The organism is Pseudomonas sp. 1176_21, from assembly GCF_052850635.1.
In genome coordinates this window covers 23,656-50,017 of sequence record NZ_VXCV01000001.1, presented here as the reverse complement: position 1 = coordinate 50,017, position 26,362 = coordinate 23,656, and the positions used below count along the sequence as shown (strand labels likewise).

General features: G+C 61.2%; 30 protein-coding genes. 1 reads left to right on the top strand and 29 read right to left on the bottom strand.

Translation table 11 applies throughout. The features are described 5' to 3' along the window. Positions 1 to 59: 59 nt before the first annotated feature. The 13 genes from FW760_RS00380 to FW760_RS00320 all read right to left on the bottom strand — a co-directional run bounded on the left by FW760_RS00380 (position 60) and on the right by FW760_RS00320 (position 14,812). Positions 60 to 560, bottom strand: coding sequence for a DUF2514 family protein (locus FW760_RS00380; protein WP_446443480.1), 501 nt, complete (start codon positions 558 to 560; stop codon positions 60 to 62). Beyond that, complete coding sequence (locus FW760_RS00375; RefSeq protein ID WP_446443479.1) at positions 557 to 1,051, bottom strand: glycoside hydrolase family 24 protein; 495 nt, start codon at positions 1,049 to 1,051, stop codon at positions 557 to 559. The genes FW760_RS00380 and FW760_RS00375 overlap by 4 nt, the downstream gene beginning before the upstream one ends. A gap of 57 nt (positions 1,052 to 1,108) precedes the next feature. Continuing rightward, a complete protein-coding gene (locus tag FW760_RS00370) occupies positions 1,109 to 1,723 on the bottom strand; it encodes a tail fiber assembly protein (protein ID WP_353229098.1) in 615 nt (204 codons plus the stop codon). Then, the gene (locus FW760_RS00365; RefSeq protein ID WP_446443478.1) at positions 1,720 to 2,913 is read right to left on the bottom strand and encodes a hypothetical protein; all 1,194 of its coding nucleotides are present in this window, start codon (positions 2,911 to 2,913) and stop codon (positions 1,720 to 1,722) included. Before FW760_RS00365 ends, FW760_RS00370 begins: the two co-directional genes overlap by 4 nt. A 1,016-nt stretch (positions 2,914 to 3,929) precedes the next feature. Further along, positions 3,930 to 7,514, bottom strand: a complete 3,585-nt coding sequence (locus tag FW760_RS00360) for a phage tail protein (RefSeq protein ID WP_446443477.1) — start codon at positions 7,512 to 7,514, stop codon at positions 3,930 to 3,932. Between the two features lie 56 nt (positions 7,515 to 7,570). After that, positions 7,571 to 8,155, bottom strand: a complete 585-nt coding sequence (locus FW760_RS00355) for a tail assembly protein (RefSeq protein WP_446443476.1) — start codon at positions 8,153 to 8,155, stop codon at positions 7,571 to 7,573. Continuing rightward, positions 8,152 to 8,907 carry a C40 family peptidase gene (locus FW760_RS00350; RefSeq protein WP_446443475.1) on the bottom strand — a complete coding sequence of 252 codons (756 nt, stop codon included), beginning with the start codon at positions 8,905 to 8,907 and terminating at the stop codon, positions 8,152 to 8,154. Before FW760_RS00350 ends, FW760_RS00355 begins: the two co-directional genes overlap by 4 nt. Positions 8,908 to 8,909: 2 nt before the next feature. Beyond that, positions 8,910 to 9,659, bottom strand: a complete 750-nt coding sequence (locus tag FW760_RS00345; protein ID WP_446443474.1) for a phage minor tail protein L — start codon at positions 9,657 to 9,659, stop codon at positions 8,910 to 8,912. 9 nt (positions 9,660 to 9,668) lie between these two features. Continuing rightward, the gene (locus FW760_RS00340; RefSeq protein WP_446443473.1) at positions 9,669 to 10,007 is read right to left on the bottom strand and encodes a phage tail protein; all 339 of its coding nucleotides are present in this window, start codon (positions 10,005 to 10,007) and stop codon (positions 9,669 to 9,671) included. After that, positions 10,007 to 13,189, bottom strand: coding sequence for a phage tail tape measure protein (locus FW760_RS00335; protein ID WP_446443472.1), 3,183 nt, complete (start codon positions 13,187 to 13,189; stop codon positions 10,007 to 10,009). The genes FW760_RS00340 and FW760_RS00335 overlap by 1 nt, the downstream gene beginning before the upstream one ends. 56 nt (positions 13,190 to 13,245) lie before the next feature. Continuing rightward, on the bottom strand, positions 13,246 to 13,572 hold the full coding sequence (locus FW760_RS00330; RefSeq protein WP_446443471.1) for a hypothetical protein: 327 nt from the start codon (positions 13,570 to 13,572) through the stop codon (positions 13,246 to 13,248). Beyond that, positions 13,559 to 14,407, bottom strand: coding sequence for a hypothetical protein (locus tag FW760_RS00325; protein WP_446443470.1), 849 nt, complete (start codon positions 14,405 to 14,407; stop codon positions 13,559 to 13,561). The genes FW760_RS00330 and FW760_RS00325 overlap by 14 nt, the downstream gene beginning before the upstream one ends. Before the next feature lie 123 nt (positions 14,408 to 14,530). After that, positions 14,531 to 14,812 carry a DUF4236 domain-containing protein gene (locus tag FW760_RS00320; protein WP_446443469.1) on the bottom strand — a complete coding sequence of 94 codons (282 nt, stop codon included), beginning with the start codon at positions 14,810 to 14,812 and terminating at the stop codon, positions 14,531 to 14,533. Between the two features lie 201 nt (positions 14,813 to 15,013). Here FW760_RS00320 and FW760_RS00315 point away from each other — a divergent pair, with 201 nt between their 5' ends. Next, the gene (locus FW760_RS00315) at positions 15,014 to 15,226 is read left to right on the top strand and encodes a hypothetical protein (protein ID WP_446443468.1); all 213 of its coding nucleotides are present in this window, start codon (positions 15,014 to 15,016) and stop codon (positions 15,224 to 15,226) included. A gap of 9 nt (positions 15,227 to 15,235) precedes the next feature. On the opposite strand, the gene FW760_RS00310 is transcribed toward FW760_RS00315, so the two are convergent. The 16 genes from FW760_RS00310 to FW760_RS00235 form a co-directional block, all read right to left on the bottom strand. Continuing rightward, positions 15,236 to 15,469 carry a hypothetical protein gene (locus FW760_RS00310; RefSeq protein WP_353229094.1) on the bottom strand — a complete coding sequence of 78 codons (234 nt, stop codon included), beginning with the start codon at positions 15,467 to 15,469 and terminating at the stop codon, positions 15,236 to 15,238. 37 nt (positions 15,470 to 15,506) lie between these two features. Beyond that, positions 15,507 to 15,773 carry a DUF1799 domain-containing protein gene (locus tag FW760_RS00305; protein ID WP_446443467.1) on the bottom strand — a complete coding sequence of 89 codons (267 nt, stop codon included), beginning with the start codon at positions 15,771 to 15,773 and terminating at the stop codon, positions 15,507 to 15,509. A gap of 47 nt (positions 15,774 to 15,820) precedes the next feature. Then, on the bottom strand, positions 15,821 to 16,204 hold the full coding sequence (locus FW760_RS00300; RefSeq protein WP_446443466.1) for a phage tail assembly chaperone: 384 nt from the start codon (positions 16,202 to 16,204) through the stop codon (positions 15,821 to 15,823). Positions 16,205 to 16,214: 10 nt separating this feature from the next. Next, entirely contained in the window at positions 16,215 to 16,874 is a 660-nt protein-coding gene (locus tag FW760_RS00295; protein WP_446443465.1) for a phage tail protein, read from the bottom strand. Between the two features lie 59 nt (positions 16,875 to 16,933). Further along, positions 16,934 to 17,620 carry a hypothetical protein gene (locus tag FW760_RS00290; RefSeq protein WP_446443464.1) on the bottom strand — a complete coding sequence of 229 codons (687 nt, stop codon included), beginning with the start codon at positions 17,618 to 17,620 and terminating at the stop codon, positions 16,934 to 16,936. A 94-nt stretch (positions 17,621 to 17,714) separates the two neighbouring features. Beyond that, complete coding sequence (locus tag FW760_RS00285; RefSeq protein WP_446443463.1) at positions 17,715 to 18,128, bottom strand: phage tail terminator-like protein; 414 nt, start codon at positions 18,126 to 18,128, stop codon at positions 17,715 to 17,717. Continuing rightward, a complete protein-coding gene (locus tag FW760_RS00280; protein ID WP_236171592.1) occupies positions 18,125 to 18,799 on the bottom strand; it encodes a hypothetical protein in 675 nt (224 codons plus the stop codon). Before FW760_RS00280 ends, FW760_RS00285 begins: the two co-directional genes overlap by 4 nt. Position 18,800: 1 nt before the next feature. After that, entirely contained in the window at positions 18,801 to 19,193 is a 393-nt protein-coding gene (locus FW760_RS00275) for a hypothetical protein (RefSeq protein ID WP_446443462.1), read from the bottom strand. A 3-nt stretch (positions 19,194 to 19,196) separates the two neighbouring features. Continuing rightward, entirely contained in the window at positions 19,197 to 19,574 is a 378-nt protein-coding gene (locus FW760_RS00270) for a hypothetical protein (RefSeq protein ID WP_446443461.1), read from the bottom strand. Between the two features lie 3 nt (positions 19,575 to 19,577). After that, positions 19,578 to 19,883 (bottom strand): HeH/LEM domain-containing protein, encoded by a 306-nt coding sequence (locus tag FW760_RS00265; RefSeq protein WP_088514734.1) that lies wholly within the window; start codon positions 19,881 to 19,883, stop codon positions 19,578 to 19,580. Positions 19,884 to 19,929: 46 nt separating this feature from the next. Next, positions 19,930 to 20,907 carry a major capsid protein gene (locus tag FW760_RS00260; RefSeq protein WP_054915208.1) on the bottom strand — a complete coding sequence of 326 codons (978 nt, stop codon included), beginning with the start codon at positions 20,905 to 20,907 and terminating at the stop codon, positions 19,930 to 19,932. Positions 20,908 to 20,910: 3 nt separating this feature from the next. Then, positions 20,911 to 21,684, bottom strand: coding sequence for a hypothetical protein (locus FW760_RS00255; protein ID WP_428599011.1), 774 nt, complete (start codon positions 21,682 to 21,684; stop codon positions 20,911 to 20,913). 399 nt (positions 21,685 to 22,083) lie between these two features. Beyond that, complete coding sequence (locus tag FW760_RS00250; protein WP_446443460.1) at positions 22,084 to 23,175, bottom strand: minor capsid protein; 1,092 nt, start codon at positions 23,173 to 23,175, stop codon at positions 22,084 to 22,086. After that, on the bottom strand, positions 23,102 to 24,553 hold the full coding sequence (locus tag FW760_RS00245) for a DUF4055 domain-containing protein (RefSeq protein WP_446443459.1): 1,452 nt from the start codon (positions 24,551 to 24,553) through the stop codon (positions 23,102 to 23,104). Before FW760_RS00245 ends, FW760_RS00250 begins: the two co-directional genes overlap by 74 nt. Beyond that, positions 24,553 to 25,881 carry a phage terminase large subunit family protein gene (locus tag FW760_RS00240; protein ID WP_446443458.1) on the bottom strand — a complete coding sequence of 443 codons (1,329 nt, stop codon included), beginning with the start codon at positions 25,879 to 25,881 and terminating at the stop codon, positions 24,553 to 24,555. The genes FW760_RS00245 and FW760_RS00240 overlap by 1 nt, the downstream gene beginning before the upstream one ends. Continuing rightward, positions 25,856 to 26,332 carry a DUF2280 domain-containing protein gene (locus FW760_RS00235; RefSeq protein WP_446443457.1) on the bottom strand — a complete coding sequence of 159 codons (477 nt, stop codon included), beginning with the start codon at positions 26,330 to 26,332 and terminating at the stop codon, positions 25,856 to 25,858. The genes FW760_RS00240 and FW760_RS00235 overlap by 26 nt, the downstream gene beginning before the upstream one ends. Positions 26,333 to 26,362: the final 30 nt, after the last annotated feature.

Genomic DNA, 26,362 nt, shown 5'->3' with positions numbered 1-26,362 from the left:
CGAACAGCTCAGATTAACCCGCCAAGCCACGCGGCCAGCATGGCAGTTTGCATGATCGGCTATTGACCACCTAGCTGAGTGTAGGATTGCTGGCAGGTCAGCCCCCTTCCCCGGCTTTGATCAGCATCAGCCGCCAGGTCTCCCGCTCTTTCATCAGCGCGCTTGAGCACGTCGGCAAGCACCAGGGCGACGCGGGAAGCTGCCGCGCTTGCGGCGGCAGTGCAGGAATGGCCGCCGGCCGGACTGGTGATACGGCTGGCTGTTCGGTCAGCTTCATCCCGCAGGCTGAGATCAGCGCGAGCAGCGGCAGCATCAGCCACCGCACGGTCAATGATTTTCTGTCCATCCAGAATCACCTTGTTCATTTGTTGTTGGTGGGCCTGCTCCTTGGTCCGCTCTGCAGTCTCGGCCAGGGCCCAGGCCTGCTTGTCGCCAGCATCGCGCGCGGCCCACCTGCCCTGCCACTCGGCGTCCATCGTCGTGCGCCCATGCTCATAGGCGCACCAGTACGACGCCAGCAACAGCAGCAAGGCCGTAGCGCGCCAGGCCCAGCCGTTCACGCCAGCCTCCCGCCGGCCGCGATGTAGTGCGACAGCAGGTCATCCAGCTTGCGCTCATGCTGCCCGTACCCAGCGCCTGGCAGGCTGGCCCAGATGTTCCGGCACTTCGTGATCGCGGCTTGGATGCGGCCGGCGTGCACGTCCGCCAGGGCGCCACGTTCCTTGACTAGGTGCAGGGCCAGCTTGTCTTGGCTGGTGGGCCCGAAGTCGGGCAGCTTGAGCAGGTCGCGATAGTGCGGCCAGTAGCGCTGGAGTTGCTGGTACCGGCCAGCGGCCGTGGACTTCAGGCCCTTATTGTTCACTGTCACCAGCACGCCAGGGTGAGTGCTGTAGCTCTTGAACGTGTTCGGGCTATCGATGCCGCCAACAACCACGTCATAACCATCGTCGCGGGTGTGCTTGCTAGTCGAGGTGCCTTCGGACCAGGCCAGCATATCGAGGAAAGCGAGCGCATTCTTGCTGCCCGCCAGGGAGTCGGAAATTCGAGCCATGCGTTTCTCCAGGCAATAAAAAACCCGCTCAAGGCGGGTATCGGTGTTCAGCTGTGGTCAGGCCGGCGGCGCGGGCCAGTCGATATCGGTCGGGTAACCTGGCTGCTCAGGTAGCCGGCTCAGCGCGACCCGGTATTTCTTCCAGGCCTTGAGCGAAAGCAACTCAGCGTCGGTCGCGTCGTCCAGGTCGACTGCGTCCTGCAGGGGTGCAATTGCCGCGTCTGCAGCGGCGCGGCGAAATGCGGCATCAGCGACCACGGCGGCAAGGCGAGCGGCAGTGGCTGCCTGCTCTTTGCCCTCTCTCGTGATGACCAGAGTCCAGTCGATGCTGGCGTCTGAATGCGGCCAGGTCTCGGGCGCTACCGCAGCATCTGGAAGCCCGTCGGTCGGCAACGGGACCCTGCCGTCTGCAGGGTCAATGATAGGTTCCGGCCAACGCACAGCTTCACCCGCGCCAGGTGGATACGGCAGCCGCAGCACAACGTGAAGCTCGCCATCGACGCGCTGCGCATCGCCGGCGAAATGCGACTCTGGAAAAGCCTCGAGCGGCAGCGTCGCGCCTTCAGGCAACTGCGACAGATCGAACCGGGCGCCATTGAGCGTGAGCACGTCGCCGGCCCTGAGTACTTCGAACGGCAGATTGATGCCAGCCGGAGAAAGTTTGATGATCATGAGTACCACCTTCCTATTGCCAATACGCAGATGCCGGACGATGCGGTAGTTGTGGTGTACACCTGGATTGAGGCGCTAGAAGTCGAACTTGAAAGTGGACGAGCCCCCCATGCCGCACCCGAATTGACTGAGGCCCAGACCATCGGGGCTCCTGCGAATGGCGCAGCAAACGTGACGGGTATGTTCTTGAAGTAGGTGTTACCCGATGCAGACCCAACGAAGTTCGAGCTCGTTGCAGAGAACAAGCCCGTGTCAGCCATTGCCATGCAGAGCATGGTGCCGTTAGGCAGCTTCAGGTATTCGCCATTTGCATTCGCGCCGTATTCGAAGAGTGCGCCGGTCGGTACGCCGCCGGACTGGCTGACTGTGCCGAGAATGTCTGCCAGTGCCGCCAGTTTCAGGCCCAGGTTGCTGCGAGCATCAGCAGCGGTCTTCCCGCCGGTACCGCCCTGGGCGATCGAGAGGGCTGTAGTCAGCGCTGACAGCGACGTGATGTCGGAGTTGGCGCCGGCGTTCGCCTTGTGGGAGACGTTCTGTTCGGACTGCGCAGCTGCCGCCGCCGAAGCCGCAGCAGCGGTGGCCGATGCCGACGCCTGGGTATTGTGACCGGCCGCGGCATTTCGATATGCGAGCGCGTTCTGAGCGGACGTTTGAGCTGCAACTCGGTATCCATCCGCAGCCTGCTCGGACCCCAGCGCTGCTCCAGCTGAGATTTCGGCCGCTGCGCGATCGTTACCAGCTTGAGTTGCCGACGCGCCGGCGCGGGTCGCTGAGCTTTCTGCGTCGCTAGCAGCCTGCTTAGCTGCTGCAACGTCCTCCTCCACGCTCACAAGCCCGGCGGTGATTGCACGCAATCTATCCGCCGACTCCTTCACATAACCTTGCATCGGCGCGAGAGCATAATGGCCGACGGTCACCGCCTCCCCTTGGTAGGCCGGAATAATTGACAGCACCGAAGCACTGGCGATGTTGGTGACCTCGTACCAGCGCCCATCAGGCCCCTGAAATGCGTCACCTACACGTCCATTGGCAGAGAACGCCGTGCCTGTACCAGTTACTGTGACCTCTCCAGGCACGACTGCAACCGTGCCACTTCTATACCAAGACATAAATTCTCCAGGCAATAAAAAGCCCGCGCGAGGCGAGCAAATGTTTTCTACTGCTGGCTCAAGTGCCAGGTAGCCGGGCAAATACCACTGCAGGCGCGCCTAAATCAGACCAGGCTGTGATCCCACCCGGCCCCGAACCGACGCCAAACAACTGCAATCTGTTTTCTGAGTAGTTGAATCGAGCGCCGGTTGACAGCCAGTCAGGACTGTTGGGTGCAAGAATTCCCCTTGAAAAAGGGTTGATCATGAAATATTCATCGGTTGCTATCGGTCCTGTTATGGCCGAGCGCCAATAATACGCAGAGCCGATGTCTGTCCAGTTCCCCCAGCCCTCAAATGCCCACGCATTTGTTGCCTTGGTGAACAGGACGGGGGCCGCTCCAGAGTCGTAAATAATTACCCCCTCCCCATCCCACATTCTTAGCCCCCAGGCTGATGCTGATCGGGAGGCAAATACCGCAGCGAACCATTTACCAGCTGGCCTGAAGCCGATGTTTCCTGTTGCATCAAGCCGGAACCCTGTCCATGCCCCCGGCCCACCTAAAACCGTCATTCCGTTGTACAGAACTTGGGGTTGGCTGGGCGAATTTCGGATGAACACACACGGCGGCTCGGGAGTTCGTATAGGAGCGGGGAACGTGATAGTCACGGACGTAGAAGTTGCAGCGTACGTGCCGCTATACATCGCACATAGCCTGGGGTTATCGGCGTCAATTTGAATGTAACTATCGTCATTCCTTACCAGCAGACCGAAGCTCAATTTCTATACCTCATCACCAAAAGCCTGACCTGGATTGCGGTCACAGCTTCATTCAGCCCACTAGGCTGGTCAGGGTGTATCGCGCGCAGAGTTACCCCCCCGCTATAAACGGCCATGTATGGCATTGCGTTCACCGCATAGGTATTCGGGGCCGCTTGCGTAGGAAGTAACGTTGCAACACAGGTCGATGGGTTGAAACCGGGTATTGGTACGACGATTACTAATCCGTTTCCTTGAGGACCTAGCCTATACAGCTGATTGTGAATGACCTGGTACGTGAAGCTGTCGGTGTCCATTTCCAGCACGCCTTCATCGTTCCAGGTCCGCAGTCCGTAGGTCATGCTGTGAGATCTCCAAGCTGGACGCGCAGCCGATTGTTGCCATCGAACACTTTCACTGCACGATGGGTGATCGTGAGCCGGCCCTGCCCGGCTACCACACCATTGATTTCGAGCGTCCCGTCCTTGTTCAGCCTCCAGCCCTGCACGCCCGCCACGTAGTTTGTCGAGCTGATGAAGCTCCCGATCTTGGCGTTGGTGATCGTGCCGTCCTGGATGAACGCCTGATTCATGAACACTTGGCCGGACTGTACGACAAACGGCGTGAAGAGCTGCCCATTGTCCAGCGTGCCGATCACAGCGAAGCGATTGGCATTGACGAGGAACTGGCTGATCGGGTTGCCGTTGTTGTCGTTCTCGATCGACAGGCCGAAGCCCGCCGCGACGAGCTGGTTATTGCTGGTCTGCTGCATCTTCACCGACCACATCGTGCTCAACTTGCCGTCGGTGTCGGCCTGGGCGCGCGCCACGGTCTGGATCTCGGACTTGCTGTCGCCGACCTCGGCACGGATCTGCGTGATTGCCTCTGCCGTGGCCTCGGTGCTTGTCGCAACGGTTCGCTCAAGCTCAGAGATGCCAGCCGACACATCGCCAACCGTAGCGGCCAGCTCTGTTGCGCGCTGGGCCAGGGCTTCGTCAGCTGTCGCACGGACGATCACTTCCTGCGCAAAGGCGGCATTGGCGTCATAGGCGTTCATGGCGTCAGTGAGGTCGCCCTCGCCGTCGTCCTCCCGCCATGCAGCCCTGAGCGCCTGCAGGCTCGATGCCTGGGCCGTTACCACCCCATCCAGTTCGGTGATGTCGGCCGTGTTCATCTGTACCTGCATGGCCAGACCGTTGGCCGATTCCAGTGATTGCCCCACATCCAGCCAGAAGGCCACGTTTGGCGGGGCGTTGCCGCCCTCTGGATCTGCTGGTACGTCGTGCGCGGCTTGGTAGATCCTGCCAGCGACCACAACCATCTCGCCCTGGGTGTAGGCCTGCTCAGGGTCGTATGCCTTGAGCCCGTCCAGTGCGTCGATCTGATCTTGCAGGCCGGGGATCTTGTCGATCTGATCCTTGAGGTCCTGGCCGAGTTCCGTCTCTCCGATCTGCCCCGCAATGAGGTCGAGGATCGGCGCAGCATCCATGCCGCTTTGCCCCAGCACGCCGTTATCCACGGGGTACCACGGCCCGATGTTGCCGGTGCGGTCGACGAGGCGTGCCCAGAAGAAGAACGACACGCCCGCAGCCAGCCCCTGCAGCATGAAGTCACGCTGCGGGTGGGCCAGGTCGGTGAGCTTCGTTGCCGTCGACAGGTCGTTGCTTGGGCTGTACCAGATCTCTGTGCGCTGTGTGTCCTCGGCGCCGGGCGGAAAGCCCCAGCGCAGGCCGATTGCGAACAGCTCGCTCGAGGCGTTCAGATAAGACACCGCCGGTGGCAGGCCTTCCTTGCCCTTGAGATCGGTGAGTATCGAGTCTCGCCAGATCGACGAGATATCGAACGCGCTGACTGCGCGAACCCGGGCGAGGTACTGACCGGCGTAGATGCCAACCACATCGACTGACGCGGTGCCGGTGCGTTGAAGCCTGATCCAGTTGCCATTGTCCTTGCGCCACTCGACGTCGTATCCCACGGCCCCTTCCACCGCAGGCCAGGCAATGGTCATCGTGCTGACGGCCAGGCCCTGGCTGATCGCGTAGTCCGAGGTCAGGGTGACGCTCGCCGGCGGCGGAACAGTGGTCACCGGGATGACGCTGATTGGGCGCTCCTCAAGCTTGGCGCCGGTGTCGATCGCTGGAAACTTGCTCGGGTTGAATTCCAGCCCGGTGATCTCGTACTCGCCCTCGGCGGTGCGCGCAGTCTTCAGTACGCGAAACAGCTGGATGGCCAGGTCGTCGGCATCGATTGCCCACTGCAACTGAGGCTCCGGCTGCACGCTGTAGGCCGTGGTCACGGTCACGGCGCGTCCGGCAACCGACTGCACGGTACGGCCTTGGGCACTGCCGTTTGGCAGGTTGATAATCAGGCGGTCGCCGGCCTTGATTTGGGTGTCGCGGTCCAAGGTCACAACCTTGCCGACAGCCGCGGCGATGCGCCCGCCGTTCGGGCGGCCAGAAAGAAGCTCATCCGCAACCGGAATGACGTGCCCAGGCAGCGGAATGCGTCCCTCCATGCCAGTCTTGAAGGTGACAGTCCGATCCTGGTTGTTGCTCAGCAGCGCCCACTTGCCGCGGCGCTGGGCCTCGCTGGCCCTGGTGCAACCAATAGCCGAGATCTCGATCGGACGATCCTGGAAGCGGCGCTGCAGCGCCAGGTCGGTGACCGGGATCACATCCGTGTCGTAGTTGTTGCCGGGGTTGTCGTAGCTGACCAGGGCCCGGCTGTAGTGCGTGCTGCGCTCGGCGCCGCCATAGGTGAACTCGCCATCGATGACGTTCGCCCGGGTGAACACGTAGTCGAAATCCTGCGCACGCGGCATGTCGGCCTGCATGAACAGCGCGCCCTGGGCCCAGTACACCATGCCTCGATAAATGGCAGAGAGATCGCGAAGCAGCGTCCAGGCCTCGGCCTTGCCCTGCAGGTTCAGGTCGCACAGGAATCGCGGTTCCTGCCCGCCCACCCCATTCGGTACAAGCTGGTCGCAGTACTGGGCGATGCGGTACATCTCCCACTTGTCGACCATCCACGACTTGATGCGCTTTCCCAGGCCGAACCGGTCTTCCACGCACAGGCCATAGGTGACGAATGCAGGGTTGTTGGTCCACGCCTGCTTGAAGGTGCCGTCCCATGTACCGGTATAGGTGCGGGCAATCGGGTCGTAGTTGGTAGGCACTGGCCAGCGGCGCGCCTTGCACTTCACCGTCACAGACGGGATGTTCTGGAACTGCTCAGCGTCGAACTCGATGTAGAGCAGCGCAGTGTTCGGATAGCGCAGCTTCTGGTCGATGATCTCGGTGTAAGCCTCAATCATCATGGTGTCGGCGATGTTGCCAGCGTTCCGATTGGGTGTGAGGCGGCGAACGCGAACAACCCATCCTGTGGTCGCGGCCGGCAAATCCACGCGCACTGACCGTTGGTAGCCATTGCTGGTCTTGCCGCTTACCGAGTTGCGGTGTGCTTGAACGAATGCGCCACCATCGGTGGCGATGTCGATCGCATACTCGATGGTGTAGCCGTTGGTGTCGCCAGAGCTGGTGTCTTGGCTGAGCAGGCGTGGCCAATTGAAACGCAGCCGTATTGCCGACAACTGAGTGTTGCTCAGCGCACGCGTCCATGGCTGTTCGCTGCGCAGTTCAACGCCAACCGAGGTCTCGCTCTCGATCGCAGGAATACCCTTGATGTAGCTTTGCTCCACAGTGCCACGGCGGAACTCCCATTTCACGCCCGGGAAGTTCATATTGCCGCTGGCATCTTGGATTGGTGTGTTGTCGAGGTAGATATCGCGCGCTGTCGGCGTTCCGTCGAATTCGCCCTCGCCCACTGCCAGAAGTATCTTGGCGATGTTGGTTGACCGCAGGCTGTCGGGAGCCTCGTAGGGAGCCTTGGGCTTCTTGCTGCCGCCTTTGGCGCCAGTGACGTCAGGTGGGAGTGCTGCGCCCATGCTTTCCTCCGGGCAATAAAAAACCGCCCGAAGGCGGCTTGTCGTCTGTTCTAAGGCTACGCCTTGTCTTCGGCGTAGATGGACGCGGAAATGATCGCCCCACCCCACCGGCGCTCGCCGATGCAGATTGGCACGGGGTTTCCGCTGGCGGTGGTGTTGTTCGCACTGCCGAAGGCGTATGAAGGTCGGTTCTCGGGCGCTGCGCTCTGAGACAGCCCCTTCGCCTGCGGACTCAGCATTTGGATTACACCGCCGAGCGCCATGGCCGCGCCGATTTGCATAGCCCATGCCTGCCCTGTAACAGCGCCAGCTACCACCATGGCCACGCCGACGATAGTCTGGAGAAGACCGCCGCGCTTGCTACCGCCGATCACCGGAACGATGCGCACCTCGCGCGCGCCGCCGCGACCGAAGTCTTCGGCGCCCACGTTCTTGCGGTTGCGGAACACGGCGAACCGCAAACCCATTCCATCCAGGCGCTGGATCTCGGCCTCAAACCCCTCCAGCGTTGCTTTCAGGGCCTTGAATACCTCCCAAACCTCGCCGCTATCGATCTGCCGGCGGTGGGTGCGCCCGAACTTCTGGGCCAGCGATCCGGATAGTTTGATGGTGGTCATGGGTGCGTAGACGATGGCGCTCATCGGGCCTCCTTGTGCCGCAGAATCAGGCGAGTTCGGTCATGCCAGGGGCCGCCATAGATGATGATCTCGGATGGCCGGTCGTACAGGTGGTGCAGCAGAAATGGCCCTGGGCCGAACAGTTCGGCCTGCTCACACGGCAATTTCGGGTCGCCAGCCAGGTAGATACCGGCATGGTTCGGGTGCACGGTGCGCCCTACGGCCATGACGATCATGTCGCCGCGCTCTGGCGTGTCCACCTGGTAGAACCCGGCAGACTCGTAGGTCTGCTCGTAAAGGCTCGGGCCCGCGGCCTGCTCCCACCATCCATCCTCTCGGGCGTAGTCTGGGAACTCCACGCCCCATTCCCGCTGGTACCAGTCGGCGCACACTTGCCAGCAATCCCAGGCGCCGTGCACAAATGGCCGGCCCAGCAACGGGGTTTCGCCGGTGGGTGTGATCGTCCGCAGGTCACCTTCCGGCCAGGACAGGATGTGCCAAGGCAGCCCGGTGGCCTCGCACATGGCCAGGTCACGCGGCGAAGGCCTGCTGGTGGCGTCCGGGTGAGAGTGAACGACGCCGATCACCTGTCCCTGGTCTTCCGCGCCGGCGTACTGCTCCGGGGCAATGCGGAACTCCTCGGTCGGCTCGGTTGCCACGTTCGCGCAGGGGAAATACACCTGCCTCCGGCCCACGGCCAAGATTAGCCCGCAACACTCGCGCGGGTACTCCGCCGCAGCGTGCTTCTGCACGGCAGCAAGGATGTGTTTCAGCATGATCAGCTCCTGGCGATCAGGGAGACGGCAGGGAAGCCGCCGAAGGGCAGTTGGTTGCCTTGGCCGAAGCGCACCACGCAGCCAGTGTCGAGACAACCGTTGCACTGATCCTTGGCCGGGTCATCCGTGCGGTTGCCGTCGAAGTCGAAGTACGGCCCGGTGTACCCGCAGTTCGGCCCCCGGTAGCCGTTCGTCATGGCCCAGTGGCACAGCTGAGTCATCTGGCGGCCGATGCTCTCGCCGCCGACATCACCGGGGCTGGCCAGCTCCCACGACACGGTGGTGCCGTTTTCAGACACTTTCTGGTCGATGTACCAGACCTCAATCGCTTCCTCGGTCGGGTCTGCCTCTGGGTTGCCTCCCGGGAAGTTGATCGGGTCCAGGTACCGCCTCATCGTCTGCCGAATCGTCAGCTTGAACTCCAGCAGGTTGTCGAAGGCCAGGCACAACGCTGTGATCCGCCCGTTGACGTTGCCGACCGAGATCGTTGGGCGTACCGCAGTCCCGTCCGAATTTGCCTCGATACCGTCGACCTGTATGGGCCAGGCGCCGTACTCATTTCCCTGCCACCAGATCGACTTGGCCGGCAGTTCATCTGCGTTGACTCCGGCCGCCGCCAGCTCTTCAGGTGTATGGGGGATGGCGTGGCCGTGGAAGCGCAGAACATCAGCCCCCCAGTCCGAGCCGTCCAGTTCAAACAGCAGCACCTCGCTGCCTGGCTGGAGCAGCTGGATGTCTTTGATCAGTGACATGAGGATTCCTTACGGGTGGAAGGCCCGCTGGAAGGTGGCGGTGACCTTGAACTGCTCGCCGCCCATAGGGGTCGGCTTTGGATCGGCGCAGGTGAACAGGCCCAGCTCGCCAAGCGGCGTGATCCAAAGGAAGGCCTTCGCGCCAGCGTGCCGATCGAAGAAGTCCATGACCTCCAGCACCCGGCTCTTCCTGCCGGTGATGGTCACCGGGTAGCTGTCTTCCTTGTTGTTCGGGCCATCGCCGACGACCTGTCGGTATCCACCGCCGAAGCGAGAATCCCGCACCCTGTACTGGATATCAGGGGTCTCGCCGCGCTCAGTAGCCCAGCGGAAGGTTTCAATGGCCATCAGGTTCTCCGCGTTGCGTTTCGGTGGCTGATTCCGCCCGGTCGCCAAGATTCTGCTACGGCCTTCTGGGCAGCGATTTCCATCTGCTTCTGCATGTTCTGCTGCAGTAGGCCATGGTCCAGCTCCATTCCCTCGCCGCTCCTATCCGGAACACTGATGTTCACGGGCGCATTGACTGAGATGGACGTGGAGGCACCACCGCCAGCCGCAGCAACTGAAGTAGGCCCAGCCCCCAGCGGCGTGATCGTGCCGCCCTCGGCCCCCATCATCAGGTAGGTCTTCCCTCCCTGATTCAGCAGCTCCGGTCCCAGTTCGTTGACCTGGTAGAGCGAGTTCGCCGCTACCGGGCCACCAGCAGCGCGCTGGCCGGAGACGAAGTTGTCCATGAACTGCGGGCCGTATCCGGCCTGCGTCGACCCAGCCGAAGCTGCAGCGCCACCAGCTCCACTGAACCACGAACCGAGCGCACTGCCGGCAATGCTCGATAGCAGCCCTGATGCAGCCTGCCGGGTGGCAATCCGCGCCATGTCCGCCAGCACCGACTTGGTGAAGTCGGAGAACGACAGCTTGCCGGTGATGGCGAAGTTCGCCACCGCGTCCTCCATGCTGGTGAAAGCATTGCCGAACAGCGTGCGAGTCTGGCCGGCGACGTCCCTGGCCTGCTCGAGGTAGGTGGAGAAGGCCGACCGCGCGCCAAGCGACCAATCCTGCTGTTGTGCGTCTACATCCTGGTAGTACTTCTCCTGCCTCGCCAAACGCGAATCCAGGGCTTTCTGCAGGGCCTGATTTTCCTTCTCATATAGGCTTTCGCTTATTCGGCCCTCGTTGCGCTGCTGCTGGAGGTTGTCCATCTGCTGCTGGTACTGCTGCTCGATGCTCAACCGCTCTTGCATGCGCTGCCGGGCGACATCTCCCAGGCCCATGCCGGCCAGATTGCTGTCGAGACCGAGCGATGCGCGCTGCAACTGGCTGTTCAGGTTGCCCTGAAAGGCCGCAAGCTTCTGCGCCTCCTCCGTGGACACCTTGCGCAGCTGCATCTCCTTCTCCAACCCAGCATTCTTCTGGAGCTGGGCGGTGACCTGCTGCTGGTTGGCCAGCAGCGACTTCTGGTCGGCGGTCAGGACCTTCTTGTCCTTGATGTCGGCCAGCTGCTGCTCCCATTTCACCAGCGCCTGGCCAGCCTCACCCAGCTTCTGCATCTCGCCGCGCTGGGCACCGATGAGGCCGTTCTGCTGCTGGAGGACAGAGTACTGCTGGCGGGCCTGGTCGAGGGCCTTGGTGCCTGCGTCCTCGCGGTAGGTCGGCCCTGCTGGCCCTGACTTTTCTTTGAATTGCTCGCGAGCTGCATCACGCAGCTGGTTGAGTTCAGCATCCGTGTATACCCGGCCACCGTCACCAGCGGCAGACTTCTTGGCGAGTTCGTTGATCTCCTCCAGACGAGCCGCCAGCTTGTCTTGATTGCTTGCCGTAGTTCGAAGCTGGCCGTTGAGAGTTTCCTGGGAAAGGATGGAATCGCGCTGCCTCTGACGGTAGTTTTCTTGGGCCTGATCAATGGATTTCTGAAGCCTGATCTGGTCGTTGAGAGCCTGGATGCGACTTTCCAGTAAAGCTCTCTCATTGCCCGCTTCTGCGCTCTTGGCAACAATAGAGTTGCCCGCGACATTCTTTTCCAGCGCTGCCAGATCCTTTTGCGCTTCGGCTAGTTGGTCTGCCAGGCTCGCAGATCGGCCGAAATCAAGCGCCGCATCGCCGGCATTTTTCGTCATCCCCCAGACGCCGCGCCATGCTTTTTCGATCCAGCCCAGGTTTTCGACGATCTCCTTGGTCCTAGAGTCAATAGTCTGGGCATAGGTATCTGTCAGCAGCTTGGCTGCTCCGACTGTGTCACCTTGCTCTTTCAGGGCAGCAATCTGAGCGTACGTACTGGCGGTAAGGAAGTTATATTGGTCGTTCAGCTCTTTGGCGGCTGATACTGGGTCTTTCCCGATCTTGACGAATTCGGCGACAGTCTGCTCAACCGCGCGCCCTGTAGCGTCCTTCATCTGAAGAGATGCAGTTGCAACGGTGCCGATGCTTTCACCGGCAATATTCGCATTACCTGCAAGCTGAGCCAGAATCTCAGCTGCAGCCCCAGTTGTACCTACAGTCGAGGCGATCTGCCGGGAAAGATCTGCCATGGCGCCCACGTTCGTGCCGGCCGCATTGCCGCTTAGAATCAGAGACTTCCGAAAAGCCTCTTGCTCCTCACTACCTTTGTAGTAGGCGACTCCAAGGCCGGCCACCGCCGCTCCAGCAAGCGTGAAGGGGTTGATCAGGCCGGCGATGTATCCGCCCATAGCCCTTGCAGCCGGCCCAATACCACCAAACATGTCCTTGAGCTGGCCGCCTTGCTGGAGAAACACCGTCAGAGGGGCTTGGCCGCCCTGTAAGCTCACGACGATGTCTGTCAGTTGCGCCGGAACTCCTCGCAGCGCTGCCGCCGTCGCTCTGGCCGACATGCCAGTGCGGGACAGTGAGGAATCCATCCTGCTCAATCCTTCCCGCGCCTGATCTATCTTCCCTTTGTAATCTGCGAATGTGTCCGCGTCCAAAGCGCCAGAAGCCTTGAACCCCTGAAGTCGGCGCTCCATGTCATCTAGCCTGCCGAGGGCAGCGACAGCCGGATCAATTCGACCCAGCAGCTCCTGCAGGCCATCAGCTTGAGTGCCGGTCGTGACAGCTGCCTGCCTTGCAGCAGCAGCGATTCTATCCTCCGTCTCAATGAGGGCGCGACCGCGCTCGTTGATCTGCGCCTGATAGGCTGACCAGTCAGTCGCGGCGGACTTCGAGGTCTCCATGGCGCTGCCAACGCTTACTACACTCGATGCCAGCCCCTTGTGATAGTCACTTGCCTCAAGGGAAGCCTTGGCCATGGCGGTGAGTCGAGCCATGGCCTCACTTGCGGTTTCTGCAACCTTTTCTTCAGCAGAAGCCAGCTTGCCCATTGATTGCTCGGCTGCTGAGCTGCTAGCGGCAAGATCCTTGATCGAAACGCCGGAGGATCTGGCCTGCGCCCCAACAGCAGCTGCAGCTTTCTCTGCACGCTCTCCGGCTTTTGCGAAGTTCTCCAGATTATCGGCCGCAGTGACTGCTTCTCCCGACTCGACGCGGACCCCCAGGACGGCAATATCACCTTGGCTCATGATTTCTCCAGGCATAAAAAAACCCGCCGAAGCGGGTTGTGTGAAATGTGGGGTTTCTACTGCTGTCCATCAGCTTTACATAGAGCTCTATCCAATGAGCTCTCATCAACTCCTTCAAACGATACTGCCTGACCGCCACCATCCTTCCAGATCACGGTGTAGCGCTTGAATCCAACGTAACCGCCCATGGCATTTTTCGAGTTAACCTCACCACACACCCAGCCATCCTTCTTGCTCCGCTCATTCCGGAATTGAGCAGACGACGGGTCAGTGAGCTTCTCTGCGACGGCCTCCCGCGCCCTATCAATATCGCTCTTCCCGCAGCCAGTCAGGGTTACCCCGACCAGCGCCAGTAAAGCCAAAGTACGGTTAATCAAAGTCATTTTCATCCTCGTCATCAAGTTCAGTGGACATGATGCCAATAAGTCCGCCCATGCCGCCAACCTTGTCTATATACCCGTCGAAGAAATGCCCTTCAGACCCACACATGACCTTCATGCCCTCAAGGAGACTCACCTTCTCCTGGTAGCTGCATTTAGTGGCACCAATCACCTTCGCCATGAGAAGAAAGCGAAGATAGTCACCGCCATCAAATGGGATCGAGCCTATATCTGATGACATCTGTTGCCAGTCGCCTGGCTCGACAAAACTCTTGGTTACTGGGTACCAACCACCTTGCCAATCCTCGTCCACAAAAATTGGAAGAATCTCCCGAGGCAGGCATTCAATACGCCCATGTTGCTGCAGAACTTTGAGTTTATTCTTTCGCCAGACCATAGCCACGAACCGGTATCCCACAATTAGATCGGACGGGGCGGTCTGACTCTCATATGGCAAACGGTAGTACCGCTCCACAAATGGGCTGTAGCTCTCGACAAGCTGTATTCGATGCCCAAACGGGCCGATCTTTCCACTATCTCGCACATTCAAACAAATTCGTTCAGGGCCATCCCATGGCATCTGCTTCAACGTTTCAGGTGCGAACAGCCACCGTAGGTAAGTCTCATCCGGGCCAGCGAAACGCATAGCTGACCGCAGGTACAGCATAGCGCCGCCCTTCGTGACATTCTGCAGAGCGCCAGCGCCGTGCTTCCTGATAGTGTCTTCGATTTGACGCTTGTCCTTGGCGGTAAGGCGATACGCCGCTGGATCATATTCGTGACTTATGGTGTCTTCGGGGCCGTAGAGATACGGCTGAAGGAGTTCTAGCGGATTCACATCGAGAGCATCCCTGTCTACATGCAGGGCAATCTACCACCGTCAGCAGGAAGCGCCAAAGCCCAGCTCTAGTAAGGCGCTTGGCTCAGACGCAGAAAACCAGCGCGGGGCTGGTCTATGCAGTCAGCTGAAAACCCACCAAAGAACGCCTGCAATCATCAGCCAAGTGACGACGTGCGCCCACATTGGTGTCGGTGCGGCCGGGGCGGCGCCCTTCTTGCCAGAGCTATAGAGCTTGGATGCCGATAATCCCGAGCCAGGAATTCCGGCAGTCAACCGCGTACCACGCTTGCCGAGATTGGCGGTAAAACCCTTGCCGCCAACCGAAGTACTGACTCCGCTTTTGCTGAGGTTTATCCGCACACCCGGGGCGACCTTAAAGCTCTTTAGAAAACGCAACGCCATGATTCGACTCCTTGAAAAAGGCAATGCGCCATCATCCTCCGAAGTCATTACGACGACCATCCTGTTCGCCCATCCACCCTGGACGGAAAGCCAGTACGCGGGCTGGGCTGGGGCGTAGTAGCGTTGTGCCTCCCAACGAACCGCCCCGGTCCGTTGCCGGAAAGCCCATGGACTGGGGCATTGATGACCTAGGAGGTCCTTATGAGTGATGAGCAGTACGCAAAGAGCAAAGCAGGATGGATTTACACCTGGGGAGTCGTACGTGACGAGCCAAAGATCATGGTAGGTGCATTTCCGACCAAAGAAGCCGCACAGGCTAGAGCCTTGACCATGGGCGAAGGCTACGCGGCCACATACATGTACCATCTCCCAGGCACCGATGAGTACATCATCGAGGATGAGCCGAAGCGCTGATTGCCGAGGTCAGATCGCCATAAAAGTGATCTGACCTACCCCATCTTTGAGCTCAGCCCTCAGCCCAGGCTTACCCTTGTACTCTCGCTGATAACCACTCCCGCCAGGACCGACTTTGCCAGTAATCCCTACTCGATCGACTTCCGTATCACCATCCAAGATTGCAATCTCAGCCTTGGCGCCACATACGTCGCCCCCCTTCATCGTGAACAGATCCCGGATTGTCAGCATGTAACGCTGCATGTTCATCTCCTGCGGCCTGGCCGCGTCAGTCGTTGCGCTACTCCGCCGTCTCGGCCATAACGGCCAGAGCTTCGTGCTCCATGATGCGGAGGTCAGGAAAAATATTGGTGAGCTCTTGGCGTTTGATGCCGAGCATTGAGGCGGCGGCCGGAATCACTGTGTAGTCCAGCCCAGAAGGCCCGCCCGGCCCAAGGCGCCACTGCGTTCCAATTGCCTCGAACAGGCAGAAGCCGAGCCAGGCATCTGGCCAGACCTCCACCCCGACCGCTTCGATGTCGTCAGGCGTCAGCCCCAGTGCGCCCAACTGTTCGGCGGACGGGCCCCGCTCGTACAGCGCCCGTGCCGCCGCCCTCAGTTTCCCAGGCGAGCCGGGCTATAGGCTGCCTGGTAGGCATCGATGACGGCCTTCGGAGCGCCAGTGCAGGTACGCACCAAGTCGAGGATGGCGTCGTCGCTGAACTCGTCGTCGAGACCCCAGCCGACCACGATATCCTTCAGTTGATCAGCCTGAAGCTTGATCTCGGCGTCAGTGGCGTCCTTCCAGCTGACGCCCTCCTCCTTCGCCTTTTCCGCCCAGGCATCGCGCGCCTTGTTCCAGCGGTCGAACATCTCGGCCAGGGTGACACGATCCATGTAGCGGAAAGTGAACTCCACCGGCACCGCCTCACCGCCAATACGCGGCACCTGAACCAGGGCAGTGAACTTCGGGTTCTGCGAAATCTTGATCTTCGCCATGGGGGTCTCCTTAGGCCGCTTTCAGGTAGCGCAATGGGCGGCCGGACAGGCCTACGCTGATGGTGCGGGTCATCAGGTTATTCCGCTCCATGGTTGGGGTGGTGGTGATACTCACGTAGCCCGGATAGAGGATCTGGTCACCGTTGCGCAGCTTCAGGCGCACCACAGTCAGCTCCTTGGTCTCGTCGAAACCCTCTACAGCGCCAACATAGGCGGCGGTGGGCTGGTCCTCGACCACAATGGCCAGGCTGATCGGGTTGCGGTTGGTTGGCATCTGACGGTCATCGTCGTCTTCCAGGTAGCCGACGGTCAGGAACTGCTGTTCACCGCCAGATGGGGTAAAGCCGGTGACCTTGGAGATCTGCACCCAGTCGGTCACGGGGATGACGGAGCCCAGGCCGGCGCCGGGGGTGAAGGTATCGACGTCAGCGGTGCTCACACCGCCCAGCGCGAAACTGTCAGTCAGCGCGTTGGCCACCCGGGCGGCGCGGTCGGTGAGCTTGGCCCAGCCGGAGTCGATCAGCACCACGGCCTGCGTGTCGAGACCATGGTCCTCGGCGGCCAGAACTGGCGGCGCAGCGTTGGAAATTGCAGTGAAGGGGATGGCAGTCCCCAGGGTCATGGCGATCTCAACGATAGCGCCGTTCGGCAGCGGGAAGCGTGCGGCCATGGTGTTTTCCTCTTGGGTAGAAACGAAAAAGCCCGCTCAAGGCGGGCAATATGAAGAAGTCAGTTGCGGTGAAGCATGCCGCCGGGCTTGAGTTCGTCGCGGATCACCTGGCGGATCTGGTCGGCTGGGTCGGTGATCTTTAAGTTGACCTCCTCGATACTGGCGGCGAGCGCGCTGAGCAGATCACTTTGCGACTGCAGCTCAGCGCTGAGGCCGATCGAACCTTCATCAAGGAACGCCTCGCTGATATAGGTCTGACCACCTTCAACAACGAAAGGCTGAACCAGGCCCGAGATCACGATGCGAGTCACCCCGCCATAACTGACAGTCAGCTTGCCCTTCTCCAGCTTGATCGAGGCGCCCATGCGGGCCTGCACACGAGCCGACGCTTCATCGACGGTCTCGGGCCGCTCGTAGGTCAGCGTGGTACGGATGTCCGAGCCGTCGCGATCGAACGAAATATCCTCAGTCGAGAATTCGGCGCTATCTCGATGCTCGGCGGGGATTTTCATCACCTGGTCGCCGATGAACCTGTAGCGCTCGACTGCGTTGCTGGGCAGGTCGCTCTCTGCCCACTCGCCAACCGTCACAGTGGCCATCTGCGGCTCAGGCGGCAGGCTGCCGAGTTGAACATCAGGGCCGTTGATTTCGAGGACACCTGAAGCCAGATCGAGCTTCCAGCCGGAACCCTTCTTGCCGCATGGCGTTTTGGGCGTGTAGTTGACGGATTGGATCGAGCCGCGCATTTGTGGATCTCCAGAAACAAAAAAGCCTCCGCAAATGCAGAGGCTTGAGATGGACCAGATGGTTGGCGCCGCTCTCCCGGCAATCTACATCTGGCTATTGGTCCGCGACGCCGCGGTAAGTGAAGCTGCCCGGGACCGAGTAGGTCGCAGGCTCGGTGATGGTGGGCCCCTGCTCCAGCGGCTCGACGATCAAGCCTTCGAAGCCGTTGCGGCTGAGCTCGGTGTCGACGCGGAACAAGATGCTCAGTTCGTCGACCATGACCTCAGCAGTAGACAGAGCCTGGCCCGCCGGGCAGACGATGCTCACCTGGTAGACACCGGTGTACTCGTAGGCCTCGCCACCCAGGTAGCGGCAGGCGGTTCCAGCCGGCAGAAGGTACGCTCGTAGGTAGGACTCGTTTATCTGTGGCTCAAAGCCTTCTTCAAAATTGGCGACCCGGATCTGTCGCGCCGCAGCCCAGTCCATCAGTTTGATCTCGATGGCCTGACGGGCTCGTGCATGGCTCATACTTGGTTGTTCCTGATAGCTTCGTCGACGATGCGCTGAAAGTTGGCCAGGGTGACCCGGACCATACCGTGCGGTGCCTGGGTTGAGTGCCCGTATTCCAAAGGCACCGCGTAGATTAGGTTGTTCACGATGTAGGCCGTCTGGCCAATGGTCAGGGCCTGCACCTGGGCCTGCAGGTCAGCGATCGCCTGGCTGCCCGACGGGTCGATGCGGTCGAGCTCGCCAGTTGCCGGAGCATCGATGGAGAATTGCCAGTTGCCCCGGAACCGTCCGCCGACGTAGCCCTGGCCTGCTACCAAGCCATTGGTGGCGAAGTTCTGCTCGCGCTCGGTCTTGGTCAGGGGCTTGGCGTACTTGACGCCCTTGCGCAGATTGCCGGCTTTGGTGAAGTTGTCCTGGTTCAGGTTGATCAGGGTGTTGCGGACCGCGACCTTGAAGTCGTAGTCATCGGCGGCCCTGGTTGCCTTGGCCCGATGGGCCACGTTGGCCGCCCATATCTCAGGGTTGCCTACCGGCGACATGCGGATAACGCTGCTGCCGATCTCGATCACGATTTCGCGGAAGGTAGCGTCGAGTGCTTGCTCGGCCTGCTCGGCGAACGCCCGGATAGCCTCGGCAAAGCCGCCCTGCAAGCCGCCGTAGCGCTGGGTCATGTGTGATCCGCGGGGCATGTCACTTCCTCAGTTGGACGGCCCAGGTGGCTTGGGCTGGGTCTTCGGATACGTTGAGCGTCCGGAACCCGCTGATCAGGTCGCCGATCTTCGGCACGGCCGGGGTGGCGGCCACCGCATCGGCCCGCCCTTCGAACAGTTCGTTCTGCAGCACCAACAGCTTCACGTCCTCGGTTTGGATGCGCGAGCCGTCGATTTCCTTGGCCAGGTAGCTACCGAACACACCGCGCCCGGCGTAATTGATGGTCGAGGCCGGGACAGTGCCGCCGATCTCGGGGTCATATCCGCCCTTCACGGTGCGAGATCCGGCTACAGGCTTCACCGCGTCAGCAAGGCCGTCTGGATCATCGAACGCTTCCGCCAGCTCCGCTTGGAGTTCTTCGCGCATGCCCATGGGTCAGATCCTCTTGAGCATTACGGTGCCGACGCGGCGGGTCCAGGGTGCGATGAGGTCGAGAGCGAAGTTCTCGCCGGTCGAGCGATCGACAGACCCCGCGACGTAGGTCTTACTGGTCGAGGTGCCAGCCTGGGCCGACACAGTCTTGCTCTGGATCTCGCGCTGGGTGTCCTTGTAGAGCTGGCCGGCGGCGGCCAACTTGGCCACCTGCGCGCCAGCACTCACGATGGCGTCCGGCACCGGGTCTGGCACCATTCGCTTTATCTTGGCCGTCAGCCAGGCGTTGGCCATGGCCACGGCAAGGACCGCATCACCGGCGCCAGCCCAGCCCTGCCCGAGCTTTTCGTCAACGTCAGCGACAGTGATGAAGTCAGTCATGGATCACTCCTGGGGGATCAGGGCTTGCAGGTCGGGCTTTTTCGCGCCGGCGTCGAAGTCGATGCCCTTGGCAGTGAGCCATTCCTTCAGTTCGGGAACGTTCATCTTGCGCGGGTCAGTCTCGGCCTCTTCTTGGCCGTCTTGCTCGCCAACCTTGATACCCGCAGCCTCGTAGGCCTCGACGATCTCAGGCGCCTCGCCTTCGACCACAACATGCGTTGCGCCGTCGATGACCCCGAAGAACTGACTCAGGAGCCGGTAACAAACGCCGCGCTCGCGGCCTGGCTTGTCGGTGTAGATAACTTTCATGGTGATCTCCTGCACAGGGCGCCAAGTCGGCGCCCCGCATCATGGGTCAAGGGGTGGCGGTGCCGCTGATGACGGCGGCGAACGGTACCTGCTTGCGGTCGAACACACGTTCCCAGTTCGCAGCGCTGGCGTACTGGGTGGCGCTCGGGCTCAGGTTAAGGTTGTTGCTGCCTTTCCAGCTGAAACCGGCGGGCTGCAGGATGAAGGTCTTGCGTTCCCACAGGACTTCGGCACCGCCGCCATTGCCACCGTCCGGTTTGCGCTGCAGCTCGACCGGCACATGCGGGGCACCCTCGCCATAACCGAAAGCGCCTTGGCCGAAGAATACCGACAGGAATTGACCGGGCGCGTAGGTCAGGCTGTCATCCATGAAGACCGGCTTACCCAGGTAGGTGGCCAGAATGATTTTTCCGGTCGAGTCGCGCAGATACTCAATCAGGTCCTGCTTGACCATCTGGTTCATGACCACCGAGTGCACGCCAATGGCTCCGAACATGTCGGCCGCATCGCCGGCAGTGAAGGCAGCGTCCTGAAACGCGGTGGCGCTGATGGTGGCACCTGCGTCCTTGACCATGTCACCGGCATTGTTGGCAATGTTCGACGCGATGATGCCTCGTGCAGCGCCCAGCAGATAACGCTGCCACTGGCGGGTCCAGTACGTACCGAAGCGGTTGCGGATGTGCTGCATGGGCTCGCTATTGGCCAGCTCAGCAGTGAGGTCGGCAACACCGTAACCTTTGTTGAGGTAAAGCGTGCGGGCCCGCATGCTGCCCTGCTCGGCCTTGCCGACCTCGCCCAAGTCATCCGGGTTGTCGTTGGAGATGTTCGGCGCCTCGTCGGCGTCGAGATCTTGCCAGTAGCTGATCTCGGAGGTGCCCTGGCCGTTGTTGGCGATATTGTCGAGCGTCGGCGAGCGGGTCACGATTCCCGATTCGAAGACGGAAGTTTTTTCAGGGGTGTTCACCGGCGCCAGCGCGCCGTAGTAGTCGCGGACGAAGATGTCCGACAGCTGGGTCGTGGCCATGGATTAGGTTCCTTGGGTGGCTTGCAGTTTTTTGAATGCTTCGGGGTTGTCGCGAGCGATCGCAGCGCGCTCGGTCTCGGTGTACTCACCCCACTTCTTCGTGGCCTTGCCACCGTTGTCGCCGGTCTGCCCGGCACCCTGAGCCCTTGGCCACAGGTGTGTGGCGGTTTCGCGCAGCGATTCCGCCCATTCGAGGGGAGACAGCGGGGTCTTGCCATCCTTCCCGTACACGACTTCGCCGGCACGGTCAGTGGCAATAGGCTCGCCGTCTTCGCTCAGTTTGAAGGTGCCGCGGGCGCGGAGGATGATGTCCTCGGCAGCCTCAGGCAGCGCGCCGGCTTTGATGGCCGCAGCGCGAATGGAATCGGCTAGCACCTTGTCGCTGTACTTGGCAGCGAAGGCTTCGGCTTTGTCCGCGCGCTCGTTGGCGGCCTTGACCTGCTTATCCAGGTCGGTGCGCAGGCGCTCGGTACGCCGGGTGATGACTTCGTCCAGCTTGCCCTCGGCGATCAGCTTGGTCTCTTCGTCCTGGCCAACCTTGGCCAGCAGCCCCTTCACTGCCTCGATATCCAGGCCTTCGAATTGACCCTTCAGTTTGTCCAGCTCGGTCTTGATGGTCTTGTTGGAGCCGATCAGCTCCTGGTTCTTGGTCTTGAGGCCCGAGACCTCACCGTCCAGGAATTTCTGCACCTCGCCGCCCAGCGCTGCCTTCAGCGCAGCGGTTTGGGTTTCGTCGAGAGTGAGGCCGTGGGCGGCCGGGTCGAAGTCAAAAGGCATGTGGCTATCCCCTTGGGATTGATTGGCCCGCCTTGCGGGCATAAAAAAGCCCCGGCGACTGCCAGGGCTGGTTGAACTTTCCGCAGTTAAGGCGCAAATCCAAAACAGCTGATCCGACCTCTATCGGTGAGCGAAAGCTGAATCCATGGATACTTGGCCTCCAACCTCAACTTGATCTGACGAAATTCCTCTTCGGTCCGATCTGCAGGCCCTTCGATAGGAAATTCCCCGGTTACTCCTATTCCTCTGCGATGCGGCATCGCCAAGTAGGATTCGAGAATCTGAATGGTGATCTCTAGACCAGAGTCAAACGTGATACCCATAAACACCTCAATGATTTGTGAAAGCGCAATGTTAAATCACGTTTCAACACTGAAAATTGAGGGGTTTCCGAAACACTCACAAACCAGCCCGACCAAACGCCAACGGCTCCAGCTCCTTGAGCTGGTCCAGCGTCAGGGGCTTGAAGTTCTTGTCCAGTTGCAAGGCGGCGAAGCGTTCAGCCGTCAGCCCACCATCGCGGAACAGCTTGCCACGCACCGGCCCCAGTGCGGCATCCTGAAACGCCGCTGGTTGCGTTTTGAGCCACTGGTAGTAGCTGAGGCTTGCCGAGACCTGCCCGCCGCCGTCCGCGCCCACTGCTGCCCTCGTGGCCCCTTCCCCGAACAGCGCCGACAACCTGGTGATCGGCGTGATGGTGGTTCGGCAGTGAATGTGGAACGGGGGCACTGGCCCTTTGCCCATCTCGTACTCCCGACCATCCAGGCTCCGGCACTGCACGCTGGTCTTTCGGTCCAGGGTGGCGACGATGCGATAGCCTGGCACCACCTCAGCGTTCGCCTTGAGTGTTTCCATGCGCGCCGTGGTGGCCACATGCTGGACTGCGGTCTGGACGACGGCACGGGCGCTTTTGTTCGTGACTGCCAGCACGCCGTCGGTGAAGTTCTGCACGGCGGTGCCGCGTATGGCCTGAGTGATCTCGGCGTTGGTCTGGCCCTGGACGACGCCCATGCGGATGGCGTTGGTTACCCGATCCGACTCGGTGCGCGTCCATCCAGTCAGGAAGGACTTCAGCAGCTTGCCGCCATCGACGCCCGCCACCTGCAGGGGCTGTGTGTTGATCGCCGCCCTGAGTAGCGAGTCCGCCGGCATGACCGCATCGATCAGCAGCGCCTTGGCCAGGCTGCGGCCCTCGAATGCGGCCTCGTACTGCGCGATGTCCACCAGGTCGGACTGCATCCGGTCGCTGAAGGCCTTGTAGATCTCTAGCAGCTTGCCGCCCACACGCCCTAGAAACTCCTCAAGCCGGCTCCGGCTGTAGGTCGTCAACTCCTTGCGCGTGAGCTGATCCCTGACCTGCGTGTCGACCTTGCGCAGGACGGTTTCGAACTTCTTGACCTCGCCAGCCTTAAGCCGCTCAAGCAGAACCGAGTGGCGGCTTACTTGCTCCAGCAGCTTCTCGTCCGCCGTTTGCTCCGCTTTCGTCGCCATCGTCTTTGTCCAGGTTGACGCCGCCAGCGCCGTGGTCGTCGCCGATCAGCTCGGCCTCTTCGTTGTACGGGCGCTCGGGCAGCTTGCCAGTGGTGAGGTACTGCCAATACGTCTCGGCGCTGATGGTGCCTGCCATGACGCTCTTCTGCAGCTCGGCCAGCACCTGGGCGTTGACCTCCGGGATCACGAACTCAGGCTTAACCGTGAAGACCACCTCATCCGGGTTGAAGCCGGTCCACTCTGCGGCGTACCGCAGGGCCTGCTCGATGGCCTCTGCAGCGGTCATCACGATGCTATGCAGCGTTGCATGCTGGTCGTTCTGGCGGGTTTTGCGGGCCTCGCCCGATTCGGTGCCTGAGACGTCCATGACCTTGGCGCCAGCTTCGAGCGCGGCGTTCTTCTGGTCGCCCATCGCCGTGCGCACTGCCTGAATGCCAGCGCCCTGGAACTCTAGGTAGCCGCATTTACCGTTCGGCCCAAGATCCCAGGCCGCAGACGGCCCGGTCACGCTGAGCTCCACACTCTCGTCCAGCCCAGAGACCCACGGCTGCGGGTGGCTGGTCTGGTGCAGTGCGGTGAAGTAGTCGGCACTGAGCTGGTACGACTTCAGCGCAGCCCGGGCCATGGTCAGCAGCGGGACCTCGTCCACGTCCGGTGAGTTGTCGGTCGAGCCGCAGTAGATGACCGGGATGTAGCCTAGACCGCGTACCAGATTGGCGTTGCCGTCGACGACACCCAGTGGCCGGTCATCCTCTACCAGCTCTCCGGCCTCGTTGCGCACGCCAGTGCGGCAGACCGTGCCGTCCATGTAGAACTCGCGATAGACCGTCTCGCATTCGTGGCTGTACCGATCCTGCTCTTTGCGCCGGAATTCACGGAACACTGACAACACCAGGTCCTGGCGGCCGCCTTGATCGGCAGTGTCCCAGTTGATGGCGTTGCGCACCGCGTAGGTGGCGAAGTACGGCTGGCCCGCATCATCGATGTTGACCACCAGCGGTACCCGGCCATGAGAGATTGCCTGGCGCACGATCCGCAGGAACAGCTGAGTCAGGCCGAAGCCGTCGGCCGTGGCGTTGTCCTCAAGCCCCTTCAGCCCCGCAGGCAGCTTCACCTCGGGTATCAGCCGCGATACCAAGCCCATCATCGAGCGCAGCGAGTCACGCACCCAGTGCTCGTACTGAGCGCGGTCAGTGTAGTTCCGGTAGAGGTAGGCATTGCCTGCGCCGTCCAGCTTCTCTGCCTCGACCATACCGCTTGGCTTCGGCAAATTGCGCGGGCTGCGCTTGATGGCGCATTCGCCCTCCAGGGCGTCGTCCATCATCCGCCACTCTTCGATGTGAGCGTCGTAGTCTGGGTTGGTTGATTGAACAGGCATTACGCCAAACCTCCGATGCGGCGGGTGCCGGCGGACTGAGTCTTGATCGGGAACCGCTTGGCGATGAAGTAGCCGGCGGCGTCGTTCATGTGGTCGTGCCCTTTCTTGGGGTCCTTGTCCGGTTCGCCCTTGTCGGTGTACGTCTGCCGCTCCAGGCACTGAGTGAGCTGCGGGCACTGGTCAATGTTGACCTTTAGACGCCGTTCACCGTAGGTGTTGAGGAACATGGCATTGACCGCGTTGACGCGATCCTTCACCCCAGGGTTTTGTGAGTCGACGACCACGGTGAAGCCAGCCTTCTTCAGCAGTGAGAGGTCAGACTCGCTGGCGTTCTTGCTGCTGGTGTTCTGGCCGCTGGCATCGGGGTAGACGGAGACGCTGTGCCCCGAGAAACGCACCTTGATCTTCTCGATCATCTCGGGCGTGTCACGCACCGAGTGGAACTCATCCAGTGCCAAAGGCAAGCCGTCTCGGACCACGTACACAACTGCGGCCATCTTCATGACGTTGAAGTCCATACCGATGTGTATCGCCTCTCCCGGCTTGATGCGCTCGCTGGTCCGGCACTCTGCCCTGTCGAATGTGTAGTAGACGACCCCGGCATAGTTCTCGAACCCTGCCTCGTACTCCTGGCGGAACGTGCGCGGGTCCATCTTGCGGCGAGCGGCGTCCAGTTCCTCGGCCGGGACGTTGCCGCCCTGCAGCGAGGTGTACTGCCAGCTCTTGTGGTCAGGCTCGCCGCCCGGCTGCCCGTCGCGGTAAGTGTCGTAGCAGTGATTGAAACCCTTCGGGGTGCCGATCCGCAGCGCATGTCCGCCTTTGCGCGACTCTCCGGTCTGGGGGATCGTGTACTGGCAGGTCGAGAGCATCGGCCGGAGGACTTCTTCCCAGGCCGCCCACGGGCAGTCCGCCCACTCGTCCACCAGGACGAAGAACAGGCCCGAGCCCCGCAGGTTGTCGTAGTTGTCCAGGCCGACCACGCGCATGATGTGGCCGGACTTGAGAGTAATCGAACACTCGGTCTCGTTCGGCCGTGCTGCGCGCCACGCCTCAGGGATGGCCTGCTTCAGCCGGCGCCAGAACACCCGCTTGGCCTGCTTGAACGTTGGCGCCCCATACCAGATCTCGTCCTCGACGCTCACGCCCCACTCCGCAGCCAGCCGGGCCGCGCGGCGCATCTCTGCCTTGCCGAGGAAGGTCTTGCCGAATCGTCGCCCGCACACCGCATCACGGAAGCGCGCCTCAGGCTGGAAACCCCAGCAGTAGATGTTCGCCTGCTTCGGCGTCAGCTTCACCGGCGGATCATAGGTACGGGGTAACGGGGACATTCTCGTCTGGCTCCAGCTTGTACTCAGCAACGGCGTGCTGCTGGTCCGCCTGGGAGCCCAGGGGCTTGTCTGGTTCGAGCTTGCGGTTGACGTACATGTCGCCGCACTCCTTGGCCGCCTGCTCGTAAAGCTGGGCAGTCAGGGCCAGGTTGCGCATGTTCTCGGCCTTCTCGGCCATTCGCCCAAGCCCGCGAAGCCGGAACGCTCGGTTGGCGATCGGAATGTCTGCCGTCTCTTCACGAAAGCGCTTTCGGCATTCGTGGAACAGGCCAGCCCACTTTTGGGCCAGGCCTCTGCCTGCATACTTGGTTGGGTCATGCGACTCGCACTGCTGGCGACTCACCTCGATCCCGAATTCCTTCTTGACGGCCTCCACCACCTGGCTGGGTGAATCGAAGCAGGCCAGAGCCTGAACAATGAAGGCTTTGACCTCGCTTCGTAGTGCTGCCATGGGTTTGTCATCCGTCAAAACCTGTCAAAA